The organism is Dyella lutea (assembly GCF_024158035.1).
GTDB lineage: Bacteria > Pseudomonadota > Gammaproteobacteria > Xanthomonadales > Rhodanobacteraceae > Dyella_A > Dyella_A lutea.
In genome coordinates this window covers 1,005,784-1,020,451 of the sequence record NZ_JAMZEK010000002.1, presented here as the reverse complement: position 1 = coordinate 1,020,451, position 14,668 = coordinate 1,005,784, and the positions used below count along the sequence as shown (strand labels likewise).

General features: G+C 69.3%; 11 protein-coding genes and 1 pseudogene. 4 read left to right on the top strand and 8 right to left on the bottom strand.

Annotated features, from left to right (window positions below):
• Positions 1-122: 122 nt before the first annotated feature.
• Both NC595_RS20565 and NC595_RS12000 read left to right on the top strand, forming a co-directional pair.
• Positions 123-215, top strand: a pseudogene (locus NC595_RS20565) (hypothetical protein); the annotation flags it as partial.
• Between the two features lie 82 nt (positions 216-297).
• Entirely contained in the window at positions 298-507 is a 210-nt protein-coding gene (locus tag NC595_RS12000) for an Ntn hydrolase family protein (protein WP_253566729.1), read from the top strand.
• Between the two features lie 61 nt (positions 508-568).
• On the opposite strand, the gene bglX is transcribed toward NC595_RS12000, so the two are convergent.
• From bglX to NC595_RS11980, 4 genes are all read right to left on the bottom strand, one after another.
• Complete coding sequence (gene bglX / locus NC595_RS11995; RefSeq protein WP_253566727.1) at positions 569-2,953, bottom strand: beta-glucosidase BglX; 2,385 nt, start codon at positions 2,951-2,953, stop codon at positions 569-571.
• Between the two features lie 148 nt (positions 2,954-3,101).
• Positions 3,102-3,368 (bottom strand): DksA/TraR family C4-type zinc finger protein, encoded by a 267-nt coding sequence (locus NC595_RS11990; protein ID WP_253566725.1) that lies wholly within the window; start codon positions 3,366-3,368, stop codon positions 3,102-3,104.
• A 91-nt stretch (positions 3,369-3,459) separates the two neighbouring features.
• Entirely contained in the window at positions 3,460-4,722 is a 1,263-nt protein-coding gene (locus NC595_RS11985; protein WP_253566723.1) for a GGDEF domain-containing protein, read from the bottom strand.
• 184 nt (positions 4,723-4,906) lie between these two features.
• Positions 4,907-6,193, bottom strand: coding sequence for an MFS transporter (locus tag NC595_RS11980; RefSeq protein WP_253566721.1), 1,287 nt, complete (start codon positions 6,191-6,193; stop codon positions 4,907-4,909).
• 149 nt (positions 6,194-6,342) lie between these two features.
• Here NC595_RS11980 and NC595_RS11975 point away from each other — a divergent pair, with 149 nt between their 5' ends.
• Both NC595_RS11975 and NC595_RS11970 read left to right on the top strand, forming a co-directional pair.
• The gene (locus tag NC595_RS11975; RefSeq protein ID WP_425493119.1) at positions 6,343-7,458 is read left to right on the top strand and encodes a PilT/PilU family type 4a pilus ATPase; all 1,116 of its coding nucleotides are present in this window, start codon (positions 6,343-6,345) and stop codon (positions 7,456-7,458) included.
• 64 nt (positions 7,459-7,522) lie between these two features.
• Positions 7,523-8,668: a DUF1615 domain-containing protein gene (locus NC595_RS11970; RefSeq protein WP_253566828.1), complete on the top strand. Its 1,146-nt coding sequence runs from the start codon at positions 7,523-7,525 to the stop codon at positions 8,666-8,668.
• A 4-nt stretch (positions 8,669-8,672) separates the two neighbouring features.
• Here NC595_RS11970 and NC595_RS11965 read toward each other — a convergent pair whose 3' ends face one another.
• From NC595_RS11965 to NC595_RS11950, 4 genes are all read right to left on the bottom strand, one after another.
• Positions 8,673-10,181 carry a glucosyltransferase domain-containing protein gene (locus tag NC595_RS11965; protein ID WP_253566717.1) on the bottom strand — a complete coding sequence of 503 codons (1,509 nt, stop codon included), beginning with the start codon at positions 10,179-10,181 and terminating at the stop codon, positions 8,673-8,675.
• Between the two features lie 172 nt (positions 10,182-10,353).
• A complete protein-coding gene (locus tag NC595_RS11960; protein ID WP_253566716.1) occupies positions 10,354-11,844 on the bottom strand; it encodes a YadA family autotransporter adhesin in 1,491 nt (496 codons plus the stop codon).
• Positions 11,845-12,495: 651 nt separating this feature from the next.
• Complete coding sequence (locus NC595_RS11955) at positions 12,496-13,122, bottom strand: glutathione S-transferase family protein (protein WP_253566714.1); 627 nt, start codon at positions 13,120-13,122, stop codon at positions 12,496-12,498.
• A gap of 31 nt (positions 13,123-13,153) precedes the next feature.
• Positions 13,154-14,650, bottom strand: a complete 1,497-nt coding sequence (locus NC595_RS11950; RefSeq protein ID WP_253566712.1) for an amidase — start codon at positions 14,648-14,650, stop codon at positions 13,154-13,156.
• Positions 14,651-14,668 lie beyond the last annotated feature (18 nt).

The window sequence follows — 14,668 nt, the reverse complement described above, 5'->3', positions numbered from 1 at the left end:
CCTGGTCGAGAGCGCCGGCCTCGTGGTGAGCAAGGGCGTCTGCTAGCAGCGCACCACCCAGGGATTGGAGCGAGTGCGAGTGGACATACTACCTCGACCCGCTGGCGCTCAGTCCCGATTCGATGCTCGGCGTGCCGGGCCTGCACTTCGCCAACCGCGCCGGCAACCTCACCATCACCAACGTGCTGGGCACCGGCATCGCCGACGACAAGGCGGTGTACATCCACGTGCCGGAGATGGTGCGCTTCTACCTCGGTGAGGAGCCGCGGCTGAAGTGCGAAGCTGGCGCTGATCTCGATGGACTCCACCCTGCGCTCCAACCTCAGCGTGGGCATGCCGCTGGACCTGCTGGTCTACCGAAACAACAGCATCGACCGAGTGGAGGCCCACCGGCTGGAAGACGGCGATGCGTACTTCCGGATGATCCGCGAGCGTTGGTCGGCCGCCCCGTCGGCCGCGCACAAGGCGATTCCGGCACCGGACTGGCTGCACGCCGACGCGGACTGAGTCCCGAAACGAAAACGGCAGCCGCGGGGCTGCCGTTTTCCGTTGCGATCGCGCGATGCGTTCAGGGCGTCACGTCGAAATCCGCCTGCTGGGTCGCCAACGAGCTGCCGCCGACCCACACGGTGTAGTGCGTCGGCTCGACCACCTGCTGACTCTTCACGTTCCAGAAACTCAGTTCGGGGAAGCCGAGGTGGAAGGTCACCTGCTTCGACTCGCCCGGCTTCAGCGCCACCCGTTGGAAGCCCTGGAGGCTGCGCACCGGCTGCTCCACGCTGGCGCCGAGGTTGCGCACGTACAACTGCACGACCTCGGTACCGGCGCGCTTGCCGGTATTCCTCACCGTGGCAGTGACGGTCACCAGATCCTTCGCACCCGGACGGTTCGCCTCGGCCAGCGGCACCCGGGCACGCGACACGTGCACGCCAGAATACGCGAAGGTGGTGTAGGTGAGACCCCAGCCGAACGGATACAGCGCACTGTTCGGCACGTCGATGTAGCGCGAGATGAAGCGCGTGTCGCCGGCCGGTGGCTTGCTCAGGTCGGCGTCGCCGGCCGGGCGGCCGGTCGGGAACTGGTTGTAGTAAAGCGGCTCCTGGCCCACCGCGCGCGGAAAGCTCATGGTCAGCTTGCCGCTGGGCGCGACATCGCCGAACAGCACGTCGGCCACGGCGTTGCCCGCTTCGGTGCCGGGGAACCAGGTCTCCATGATCGCTGGCACGTGCTGGTCGGCCCAGTCCAGCACCAGCGGACGACCGGAGAACACCAGCAACACCACCGGTTTTCCGGTGGCTACGATCTGCGCGAGCAGCTTCTGCTGGTTGCCCGGCAGGTCCAGGTGCGCGCGCGACCCGGCTTCGCCGCTCATGCTGGACGACTCGCCCAGCGCCATCACCACCACGTCGGCCTGCTCGGCCGCCTGCTTCGCCGCGGCGAATCCCGCCTCGGAATCGGTCTGGACGTCGGTGCCCTTGGCGTACAGCAGCTCGCCGCCGAGCTGCTTCATCCGTGCCGCCAGCCCGCCACGCAGCGTCACCACGTCCGGCAGGTGTTGCGCGCCGCCCCAGGCCCCCTGCATCTCGCTGGCGTCGTCGGCCAGCGGGCCGATCAGCGCCAGCTTCTTCACACTGGCCGACAGCGGCAGCACCGGCGCCTTGCCGTCGCCGCCGTTCTTCAGCAGCACGAAGGATTCTTCCGCCGCACGGCGTGCCAGCGGACGGTGCGCATCGACCGCCCGCGTCACCTCGGTGCCGCGGGCATAGGGATGCTCGAACAGGCCCAGTGCGAACTTCACCCGCAGCACGCGGCGCACGGCCTCGTCCACGGTGGCCATGGAGAGCCTGTCCTGCTTCAGCAGGGTCGGGATCTGGGTGTCGTAGAAGTGGCTCATCATGTCCACTTCCACGCCGGCCTTCAGCGCCTTCTCGGTGGCGGTGGCCGCATCCAGCGCGATGCCGTGGTGGGTCAGCTCCATCACCGCGGTGTAGTCGCTGACCACGAAGCCGTCGAAGCCCCATTCCTTGCGCAGGATATCGGTCATCAGGTACGGGTTGGCGGTCGCCGGGACGCCGTTGAGCGCGTTGAACGAGCTCATCATCGTCGCGGCGCCCGCCTCGACCGCCGCCTTGTACGGCGGCAGGTAGTCCTGGCGCAGGCGGATGTCGGACATGTCGGTGGTGTTGTACTCGCGACCGGCCTCGGCGGCACCGTAGGCGGCGAAGTGCTTGACCGAGGCGGCCACGCTCTCGGGATTGGACAGGTCGGTGCCCTGGTAGCCGCGGATGTAGGCGCGTGCCATCGCCGAGCCGAGGTAGGCATCCTCGCCCGCACCCTCGGTGGAGCGTCCCCAGCGCGCATCGCGCGAGATGTCGACCATCGGCGAGTAGAACCACTTCACGCCGGCCGTGGTGGCCTCGCTCGCCGACATGCGCGAGACGTCCTGGACCAGTTGGGGATCCCACGACGCGGACAGACCCAGCGGCACCGGATAGATCGTGCGGTAACCGTGGATGACGTCGGCACCGAACAGGATCGGGATGCCCAGGCGGCTGTGCATCGCCGCCTCCTGGAAACGGCGGGTCTTGGCCGCGCCGATCACGTTGAGCATCGATCCCAGCTCGCCCTTGCGTGCCAGCTCCAGCGCATCGACGTGGTCGCGGGTTTCCGGATTGACCGCGATCGCGCTGTCGGCGTCGGCAGCGGTGGGCGCCGACGAGCCCTGGTCGTTGTACTGCACCAGTTGCCCGATCTTCTCGGCCAGCGTCATCTTCGCCAGCAGCGCATCGACCTTCCGCTCGATCTGTGGCGTGACCAGTTGCGGATTGGACGGCCGCACCGGCTGGCCGACCTCGGCCGGGGCCGCACAGGCAACGCCCGCCACGGCAACTGCGATGGCGGAACTCAGGATCAGCGAGCGGGGGCGCAGGCCGGAGCGGGATTGGGGATTCATCGATTCTCCACGGGGACGGCAAGTCCGGGCTCCCTGGCCCGGATGGGTGACGCGGCAATGTAAACGTTTACAGGCGCTGCCGTAAACGTGCACCGCAATATCCTCACTGGCACTTCCCGCCGGGGCTGCGAAGCTCCAGAGCGGCGGCTCAACGCAGCTGGCTGTCCTTGCTGCCGCGACGGTTGAACGGCGCAGCGGCCTGCCCCCGCCGATCCTGCCCGGACTGGCACGTCACGCACAGGCGTACGCCGGGCACCGCCTTGCGGCGGGCCTCGGGAATGGGTTCGCCGCACTCCTCGCAGTGGGTCAGTCCCGGCCCCTGTTGGAGCTGGCGTCGGGCGCGCTGCACGGCGGCATCCACCGTCGCGTCGATCTGGTCCTGCACGGCGCCGTCGCCGGCCCAACCGGTAGCCATGGCCTGCCTCCTCGTATCTCCGGCGGATGGCGATGCCGATCCGCGACTGCAGGCCCTCCAACATGGCGGCGCCTGGCCACCGGGGCAAGCCTCAATCGCCCCGCGGATCGCGCGCGGTGAATTTGTGCGCGTACATCGCACGATCGGCGGCGGCCAGCAGGCCGGCTTCATCCTCGCCGTCCGCCGGGTAGAGCGCCACGCCGATGCTGGCCTGTACCACGATGCGCTCCCCCTCGATCTCGAAGCCCGCACGCAGCGCCGACAGCAGCCGATCGACCTGACTGGCAATCGCTTCGTCCGGACCGGGCTCGGGCAGGATCGCGGCAAACTCATCGCCACCGAGCCGCGCCAGCGTATCGGTGACCCGCAGGCGCGACTGCAGTCGCGTCGCTGCCGCAGCGAGCACGGCGTCCCCGGTGGCGTGGCCGCGGGTGTCGTTCACTTGCTTGAAATCGTCCATGTCGATGACCAGCAAAGCGATGCGCCTGCGGTCGCGACGCGACCGCTCCAGGGCGCTGTCCAGCCGCTGGGCGAACAGTCGGCGATTCGGCAGACCGGTGAGCGGATCGTGCATCGCCGCGTGCTTGGCCTCGCCCAGCTGCTCCTCCAGCACGGTGAAGATCATGCCGGTGGCCACCATGAACTTGGGCAGGTTCCATGCCTCGTTCTGGATACCCAAGCCCGGCAACCAGCGATCGAGCGCCGCGGCCACCGGAAACACCAGCGACCAGGCCACGAAGCTCAGCGTGGTGAAGGACACGCCCAGGGTGGTGCGGTCCGAGCCCCGCCAGAAAAAATAAGCCACCAGCGCGTAGTGCCAGAACAGCATCCAGATCAGCGCCGCACCCAGCGCGTCCCGCGCCACCAGCACCGCCTGGACCGCGTAGGCCAGCAGTACCACGCTGCCCAGCAGGCGACGTTCGCGCGGGCGCGCGCCGCGCCGGTCGGAATGGAACAGTCCCATCGCCGTGCATGCGGCCAGGCCAGTCAGCGACAGGAATACCGCCCGATCGCCCACGTCCCAGGCGAGCAGCACCACGAACACCACGTCCGGCATCGCGGCCAGCAGGCTCCAGGCAAAACCGTTGACCCAGCCCGAGCGGCGGTCGTGTCCGGCCCAGATGAACGAGACGCTGGTCAGCAACAGCATACTCAGCGAAAGCGCTTCGCCGGCGTGCTCCATCACGGGGACATTGAGGTAAACCAGCTGGGCGACGATGTGCACCAGGATCATCACCCAGCCCACCAGCCAGTAACGCAGCCGGGTCTGGCGCGTGCGACGCAGCAGCGACGCGAACACCAGCACCAGGCCACCGATGGCCAGAAAGTCGGGAAATACGGAGAGATTCAACATGGGCGACCCGGGAGCTCAACGCCATCGCGGTCGATGGCGTCGGCAACCTGGCGCGAAACAGGCCGCCCAGGCCAGCACACCCCTGCCTCCGGTGCCAGCGACCCTTGGGACGACCACGACGGACTCATGCCAGACTATCGGCGACCCGCGCGATTTCTTGAGACGGGGGCGGAGCGGCCGCACGTTACTCGGACACCCGGTCATGCGCCTGCGGGACCGCGGCAAGCGCCGCCAGCGTGATCGCGGCCGCGGTGGCCAGGTAGAGCCCGACCCAGCCCAGTCCGTGGTGCACCGCCAGCCAGGTTGCGAAGTACGGTGCCAGCGATGCTCCGAAGATGCCCGCCAGGTTGAAGGCAAGCGAGGCACCGGTATAGCGCACCGCCACCGGGAACATGTGCGCCAGCACCGTGCCGAGCGGACCGTAGGTCAGGCCCATCACCGCCAGTCCCAGGCCGAGGAACGCCAGCACGTGCCAGACGCTGTGCGCCGTGAACAACCATGGCATCGCCAGCCCGAACAGCAGGATCAGCGCCGTCGCCACCACCATCACGCGGCGCGCACCGGTGCGATCGGCCCAGGCCGCGGACAGCGGGATGGTGACGGCGAAGCACACCACGCCGAGCATCTGCAGGCCAAGGAAGCCCTCGCGGGAGTAACCCAGCCGGGTGGTCGCCCAGCTCAGACTGAACACCGTCATCAGGTAGAACAGCACGAAGGTGGCCAGCGCAGCGAACGTGCCGGCCGCCAAAGCACGCGGATGGCGCAGCACCACCTCCACCATCGGCAGGCGTACCCGTTCCTGCTGCGCCACGGCGCGCGCGAACGCCGGCGTCTCGGTCAGGCGCAGGCGCATCCACAGGCCGACCGCCACCAGCACCGCGCTGGCCACGAACGGAACGCGCCAGCCCCACGCGAAGAACGCCGGCTCGCCGATCGCCCGGGTCAGCCAGAGGAACAGCCCCGTCGACAGGAAGAAGCCGATCGGCGCGCCCAGTTGCGGAAACATGCCGAACCAGGCCCGCCGGCCCGGCGGCGCGTTTTCCACCGCCAGCAGCACCGCCCCGCCCCACTCGCCGCCCAGGCCCAACCCCTGGCCGAAGCGGCACAGCGCCAGCAGTGCCGGCGCGGCCACCCCGATCGACGCGTAGGTGGGCAGAACGCCGATCGCCACGGTCGACAGCCCCATCGTCAACAGCGCGGCGACCAGGGTTGCCTTGCGCCCCACCCGGTCGCCGAAGTGGCCGAACAGCGCCGAACCGACCGGCCGCGCGAAGAACGCCAGCGCGAAGGTGGCCAGCGACTGCAAGGTGGCCGAGGTCGCATCGGCGGAGGGAAAGAACAGCGACGGAAACACCAGCACGGCGGCCGTCGCGTAGATATAGAAGTCGAAGAACTCGATGGTGGTACCCACCAGGCTGGCCAGCAGCACGCGGCGAGGGGAACGGGCCGGCTCGGTTCGGGCCTGGGACATGCGGTGCTCTCGTCTGGACGGATGGACGGCCGATTCTGCCAGAGCCGGACGATTGCGCGGGCATCGCGTGCGCCGCCCGCGACCGCCCGGCCAGGCGTTTCCCGCGCTAGGATGCGCCATCCGTGGGCGGGCGGAGACAGGTCATGGCGATCGAACTGACGCGGTTCCTGCAGGTGATGGCCGGGCGCGAGGCATCGGACCTGTTCTTCTCCGTCGACGCCACGCCGCACATCAAGATCGACGGCGAAACCTACCACCTCGACGGCGAACCGCTGACGGCGGAGAACCTGCACGACCTGGCCTACTCGATCATGAGCGACCGCCAGCAGCGCGAGTTCGAGGCCACGCTGGAGATGAACCTTGCCCTCAGCCTGACTGACACCGGGCGCTTCCGCATCAACATCTACCGGCAACGAGGCCACGTGGCCATGGCCGTGCGCTTCATCACCGGCCAGATCCCGACGATCGAGGCACTGAACCTGCCGCCGATCCTGCACGACCTGATCATGCTGCCGCGCGGACTGATCCTGATGGTCGGCGCCACCGGCTCGGGCAAGTCGACCACGCTGGCCTCGATGATCGATTACCGCAACGCCCGCAGGACCGGCCACATGCTCACCGTCGAGGAGCCGATCGAATACCTGCACTCGCACAAGCGCTCGATGGTGGACCAGCGCGAGGTGGGACTGGACACGATGAGCTACGCCGCCGCGCTGAAGAACGCCATGCGGCAGGCGCCGGACGTGATCATGATCGGCGAGATCCGCGACCGCGAGACGATGCAGGCGGCGATCGCCTATGCCGAGACCGGTCACCTGTGCCTGTCCACCCTGCACGCCAACAACGCCAACCAGACGCTGGACCGCATCATCAATTTCTTCCCCGACTCGGCCCACCACCAGCTGCGCATCGACCTCGCGCTCAACCTCAAGGCGGTGGTGTCGCAGCGGCTGCTGCGCGGTGTCGACGGCAGGCGCCTGCCGGCTGCCGAGATCCTGCTTTCCACGCCCTACGTTGCCGACCTGATCGAGAAGGGCGAGGTCCTCGCGCTCAAGGAGGCGATGAAGCAGGGGCTCGATCACGGCATGCTCACCTTCGACGAGTCGCTCTACCGGCTCTATGCCGCCGGCCGCATCGGCTACCGCGAAGCGCTGGACCATGCCGATTCGCAGACCGATCTGGCGCTGCATATCCGCCTGCAGGGGCCGGAGCCGGACGATGGCGGCCACGAGCTCGACAGCGCGCACATCGACGGCCTGGAATGAGGTTCAAGCAGCCGACAGCCGCAATACCGGACAATGCGCCCTTTCCCGGCCGACTCCGTCCTTGATGATCGCCAGCCAGCCACCCGGCCGAGCACGCACTTCCCTTCGGCGTCGCCCGTGGTCCGGCCGCCTGCTCACGCTGGCCCTGGTTGCCCTGGTCGCCGGCTGCACCACGCCGAAGGTGGAGTCCCCCGGCTACGATCCGGTCCGGGTGCAGGCGCGCATCATCCATGTACTGCCCGCGAGTACGGACGACCGCACCGGCTGGGCCCGTGACATCACCGCGGCGCTCGCCGCGCAGCGGATCGAACCGGACCGCGGCAACCTCTGCGCCGTGATCGCGGTGGCTGGCCAGGAGTCCAATTTCCAGTCCGATCCGACCGTACCCGGACTCGGCCGGATCGCCCGGGCCGAGATCGACCGCCGTGCCGCCGAGCATCACATTCCGCAGCTCCTGGTCCGGGCGGCGCTGGCGCTGCATGGCCCGGACGGGCGCAGCTACGCCGATCGCATCGACGCGGTGCGCAGCGAGCGCGAGCTGAGCCGCGTTTACGAGGACTTCATCGGCATGGTGCCACTGGGCAAGCGGTTGTTCGGCGACGCCAATCCGATCCACACCGGCGGCCCGATGCAGGTCAGCGTGGCCTTCGCCGAGCAATACGCAAAAGACCATCCCTACCCGTATCCGGTCGAAGGCTCGATCCGCCACGAAGTATTCACCCGGCGCGGCGGCCTGTACTTCGGCATCGCCCACCTGCTCGGCTACCCGGCCGACTACCCCTCGCCGATCTATCGGTTCGCCGACTACAACGCCGGCTTCTACGCCAGCCGCAACGCGGCGTTCCAGAACGCGGTGACGCGCGCATCCGGGATCCCGCTCGATCTCGATGGCGACCTGGTGAACTACGGCAGCTGGAGCGAGGTGGGCAAGACCGAGCTGGCCCTGCGCACCCTGGCCGGTCGACTGGACCTGGGCCAGGACCAGATCCATCGCGCGCTGACCCGGAGCGAACAGGCCGACTTTGCGCAGACCGACACCTACACCCGGGTGTTCGCCCTCGCCGACCGCCTCAACGGCCGGCCGCTGCCGCGCGCGATGCTGCCGAAGATCCGGCTCGAGAGCCCGAAGATCACCCGCCGGCTGACCACGGCCTGGTTCGCCCAGCGGGTGGACAGCCGCTACCGGAGCTGCATGGAACGCATGCGCTGATGCCTCAGCGCCGCTGGGACCTCGACGGCAGCGCGGCCGGCAGGAACTCCACTCGTGCCACGTCGCCGTCCAGGCACAGCCGATAGCCGGCGGCCTGCCGCAGCGGTGTCACCATGCAACGGGCGAGTGCAGTGGCCTCCTCCGGCGGCGTGCGGATGCTGTCCGGCTTGCGGGCGTCCACCCACTGCGGGAGGTAGTCCATCAGGAAACCGCTGGTACCGAACAGGTCGGCCTCGGTGAGGTAGCCCGGCACCAGTGTCCGCAGCAGCGGAAACTCGACCGCCGCATGCTCGGCCAGTGGCGCGAACCCGGTCGAACCCGATACGTGCAGCGCCGTGATGGGGTGGCCGGAGGCCAGGACCGACAGGTCATCGGCAAGCCGCGCCGCAACGTGACGCTCCATGCGCTGCTGCGCGGCCATGGCATTGCCGTACGTACTGGCGACAACCAGCATCGCAGCCGCCAGCACACCGGCCAGCAGCGCGCTCGCGCGCAGGCCGTGGCGCCATTCGGACAGCAGCTCGTGCGCGGCGATCAGTCCCGCCACCAGCAGCGCGCCCACGCCGATCAACACGCGCGGCCGGATCTCGGGCTCGCGCAGCACCAGCATCGGCCCCAGCGCCGCCACCATGACCGCAAGCGGCATGGCCAGCGCAGCCAGGCCCAGCGCGGCTGTCGCCATGGATGCCCTGCCCCGCGCATGCCGCAGACCGATCGCGACCGGCGCCAGCGCGAGCACGGCCAGCACCGGCAGGAACACGCTCCACCAGTGCGCATTGAACGCGTCGGCGACGAAGCCATAGAACAGAACGAAGTTGTGGCCCAGCAGCGGCAGCTCGTGCAGCCCCTGGATCGGCGTAGCCTGGCGCCGCACCCACCCGCTGATGTGCATCCCCACCAGCAGCTCGTAGACCACCATCGCCATCAGCCACTGCAACGCACGGCTGCCGAGCTGGCGCAGCCATGCCACTGGCGAGCGGTCGCGCTCCTGCAGTTGCCACGCCTCCAGCAGCGCGAGCACCAGGAACACGTTGGTGGCGGGCTGGTACAGGCACAGGGCGGCAAACAGACAGAGCACGCCACGCTGCCAGGGCTTGCGACCGTCCAGCAGCAACAGCGGCCAGGCCGCCAGCAGCACGGCCAGCGCCATGCTCAGGGCGTCGAAGCGATAGGACAGGTTCTCGAGGAAGAATGGCTGCGCGCCCAGCGGCATCACCAGCAGCGCCGCAAGCCAGGGCGAGGCGCGGGTGTAGCGCACCGCCACGCGCGCGCCGATCCACGCCAGCAGCAGCGCCGCACCGATCTGCGGCAACGGCGCGATGTCGACCATGGTGTGGTCGTAGGCCTGCAGTGCGCGCATCAGCAGGGTGGTGAGCGGGCGACCGTTGGAATCCCAGCTCGCCCGTCCCAGCAGCGCGCGCTTCAGGTCGTCGTTGTAGGGGCGGTTCGCGTGCAGGATGGGATAGAGCACCAAGGCCAGCAGCCCGAGCAGCCGCCAGAAAACGGCACGCACCTCGCCCTCCGCTTCGCTCCGGGATGAACTTCCCGCCACCGACGATCCTCCGCACCCGCCCTCAGCGACGGCGGTGCACAAGGTAGCAGAGCTAGCTTGCGCACCGCTTTCGACGCCGCGGATCGGCGCAGGTCGAGACGACGCCGGCGGGCTCCGTGCCGGCTATCCCCGCCTACCAGCTCATGATGGCGGTTGCCCGCGAAGCACTATCGCCGCCGGAAGCGACCGACGTACCGAACTGCAACTGCAGATGAGTGCTGACCGTGCGGGCATATTCGACACCCAGCGCACCGTAGCCGGCATAGGAGGCCGCACTCACCGCCAGCCCGCTGGCGCGCCCTGCCGGGATCGCCACGGTGGGCAGGGCCATCGCCTGGGCAGCGGCACGTGCGGCATAACGGCGTGCCTGACCCAGCACGCCGATGCCGACCTGGTTGAGCTGATCGAGATTCACCGCATCGGTGCCCCTCGTCCCTGGCGCCAGGTTGGTGATCTGGCGTTGCAGCGTATCGCTGCCCACGCTGACTGTGTTGTCGGCATTGGCCACCGATCCCTGCCCCAGGGCGACCGAATTTTCGCCATTGGCCAGCGCATTGGCTCCCAGTGCCACGGCATTGTTGCCATTGGCCACCGCGTTGCTGCCCACCGCGGTGGTCGGGTCGGCATTCGCCTGGGCACCGGCACCGATCGCCACCGAACCGGCAAACCGCGCCACGGCGCCCTGGCCTTGCGCCATCGCACCGTCGCCGTCCGCCGAAGCGCCACCACCGACGGCAACCGCCCCCTGGCCGGCTGCGTGGGTGGCCGCCTGTCCTTGCACGGAGCATTCCAGCGCCCCCTGATTGACCCGGCACACCCCCATCTGCCCGTTCACCATGGCCTGGATCTGCACCGAGTTCTGCTGCCCCAGTTGCATCGCGGAGTCGGCCGTGGACTGCGCCTGGGTGGCGGCGGTCTGCGCCTGGACAGCCGTAGTCTGGGCCTGGCTGGCGGTAGTCTGGGCCTGGCTGGCCATGGTCTGTGCCTGCGTCGCGGCGCTTTGCACCGCCCCGGTGGCGCTGGCGACCGAGGCGTCGAGCTGCGCCACGTTGACGGCATCGGTCGCGTTGACGCCGGCGCTCACGTTGGCGATGGTCCGGGTCTGGCCGGCGGCGCCCACGCTCACCTGATCGGCGGCGCTGGTGACGCTGCCGGCACCCAGCGCCACCGAGCCGGCATAGCTCGATTGCGCGCCCGTTCCCAACGCCACGCTGTTGCCGCCCGTGGCGGTGGTCGACGTGCCACCGAAGCCGCCGCCCAGGCTCCCGGTCGAACTACCGATCGCGATATTGCCTCCGGTGGGAGTCGCACTGTAGGTAGTTGCCTGCGTGCCCAAGGCGATGTCGCCATTGCCCGCGGCGTTCGCTGCGCCGCCGCTTGCCTGGCTACCGAAACCGCTGGCGGTGGTATCGCGGCCGGCGGCGATGCTGAAGTCCCCGGTGGCTGTGCTGTAGGCGCCCGAGGCTGTGCTGCTGTTTCCGCTGGCCTGGCTCCAGTTGCCCAGCGCCGTGCTCAACGGCCCGCTGGCACTGCTGCTGCTGCCCAGCGCCGTGCCGCTGCTTCCCGCGGACTGGCTGGAATACCCCACTGCCACGCTCCAGTTGCCCGATGCGTTGGCGCTCAAGCCGTCGGCCGTGCTGCCGTAGCCACCGGCAGAACTGCCGCTGCCGCACGCCAGCTGATTTTGGCTCGTGCTCTGCGAACACACGCCGCTGGTCGCGCTGGTGCCACCCGTGGTCGCACTGGCGTGGGCGGGGGCGGCAACGAACGCCCCGAAAACCAGGGCCAACGGCGCAAGTAGCCATGCGGCCCCCGCCTTGTGCTTTTTCGCTGGCCGCGGTGCAACCGCCAGGAAAGTGGCGTCGTGTCGGCAAACAGGCGTGTCGGGCCTCGCAGGGGACGAGGCGGACAGGCGCGGTTTTGGGGTCATACGAGAGGTCCCTTGTCGATGATGAAGGTTCTTGAACGGAAGCGTCACTCGAGCTGTCACCCGCCGATCGATACGCCCCTTCCTCGCCTGCCTCGCGTGTGCGACGGCAAAAAGGCCTCGGTTGTCCCGACGGGTCGAGCTCCGGGACGCAGAAAGCAAAAGACAGGCCAGCGGCGTCAACGACGCGGCCGTCCTCTCATTTCAGTGACTTGGCGTAACAGCGCACGATCGACGCGGGTGCCGGCGACGCACGCCGGCGGTTTTCCGGCGCGCCCGGGAAAGCGTCGGTCAGCCGCCGCCGGGAGGTCGCCGCGCAAAAGCGCGGGCTGGGGCTCAGCCCGGCGGTTAGTCGAAGTGATAGTGCGTATGGCATGCAGATTCACGCTGGCCGAAGCGCCGGACGTGGGCGGCCAGCGACACAAAGGGCACGAGTGACACCGTCGGGCGGAAATCCAGGTGCTCGAGCAGGCAGAACAGCGTGACCTCCAGCAGGCTCAGCTCGCGCGGCGGCAAGCCGGCCAGCACCTGGTCGACATGCGCATCGAGCCAGGCCAGCACCTGCGCCATGCCCTCTGCCGCCTTGACGAAGTAGAGGTTGTCCGCAGGCAGGCCGGCCGCCTGCGTGCCGAATACGAGTTGCACCTGCGCCGCCATTGCGTGCCAGACCATTTCCTGCGCGTTGCGTGCGGCCGGCCCGGGCAACTGCTCGGTCCACACGATGCGGGCATCGCCGGGAAAGCGCCCTGCCAGGGTGCGGCAGATGTTCTCGGTGCCGAACACTGCCTCGCCACCGAGCCGAAGCACCGGCAGCTTCATCGCCGGGTTGCCGCCGTAATCGGCGCTGTCGCGCGAGCCGAGGTCGTAGACCGGCTGGAAGGCCAGCCCGACGCCAAGCTCGGCCGCGACGATGCGCGCGACGCGCGTGAAGTGGGAGCTGCTGCGACCGATCAACAGGGGTAGGTCTGGATTCACTCTCGACTCCGGAAAACGTGCGACGGGTCCATCACGGCTCGGGCGGCCGGCGACCGCCCCACGGCGCAGCCTGCTCGAGCTGGGCGGCCAGCTGCAACAGCGTCGCCTCGTCGCCGAAAGGCGCGACGAACTGCACGCCGAACGGCAGCGCCGGGCCGCCCTCCTCGACTGCCGCCCAGTGCAGCGGCACCGACATGCTCGGCGTGCCGGTGAGGTTGGACAACTGGGTGAACGGCACGCGCGACAGACTGGCTTCCACCAATTCGTCGACCATGCCGGTGAGCATCAGCAGGCGACCGGCGCGCAACGCAAGTACCAGCCGGGCCAGTCGCTGCTGGTCCGGCGGCGTGTCGAGCTCGCCGATGCGGTTGGGTGGCTGCGCGGTGGTAGGCGTGAGGTAGAGGTCATAGCGCCGGTGGAAGTCCGCCAATGCATGGCTAAAGCCGTTCCAGCGCGCATGCCGGCTGACGTACTCGCCCGCGCTCACGGTCCGTCCGAGCAGGCCGAGGATCCGTGTCTCCAGTTCGAAACCGTCGTCGCCGGCACCGGTCAGTGCCCGCGCCCGGGCCATCGCCGCCGCGGTCTGGCCGAAGTACATGGTGACGTAGCAACGCGCCAGGTCCGGGCCATCGACCGCGGGCGCGGCCTCCTCCACGTGGTGTCCGAGATCCGCCAGCAACCTCGTCGCGCACTGCACTGCCGCCACGCACTGGGCATGGACCGGCGTGCCGAGCGGCGAACGGGTACTGAAGCCGATGCGCAGACGCCGGGGTGGCCGGGCGATCGCGTCGGCCCAGGACTGCAAGGGTGGCGCGATGACGAAGGGCGCGCCGTGCTCCGCACCGGCGATGGCGTCGAGCATGCGGGCGGAGTCGCGCACGCTGCGGCTGATCACATGGTGGCTGGAAGCCCCCTCCCAGTGCTCGGCTTCGTCGGGCCCGTTGGGCACGCGCCCGCGCGAGGGACGCAGCCCGAACAGGCCGCAGTAGGCCGCCGGGATGCGGATCGAACCGCCGCCGTCCGAAGCGCCGGCCACCGGCACGATGCCCGCAGCGACCGCCGCGGCCGCGCCGCCCGACGAGCCGCCCGGCGTGCGCGCGGGATCCCAGGGATTGCGTGTCGGCTGCGGCCATACGCGCGGCGCGGTCTCGGCCTTCAGCGCGAACTCCGGCGAGCTGGTCTTGCCGAACACCACCAGGCCCGCGTCGAGGAAGCGCCGGACCACTTCGCTGTGGTGGTCTGGCACCCAGTGACGCAGCGCCCGGCTGCCGGAGGGGCTGGGTACGCCGGCATGGTCCTGCGCCATGTCCTTGAGCAGGAACGGCACGCCGGCGAACGGGCCGGACAGCGGACCGGCCGCCCGCCCGCGGGCGATGTCCTCCATCGGCAGGCAGATCGCCGCCAGTGCAGGGTTCACCTCGGCGGCACGCGCAAGCGCAGCTTCCAGCACCTCGGTGGCGGAGACCTCGCGGCGGGCGATCAGCGCGGCCAGCGCGGTGGCATCGTGCTGTGCGTACTCGTCGAACATGGAGCGCCCCCGGGTGGA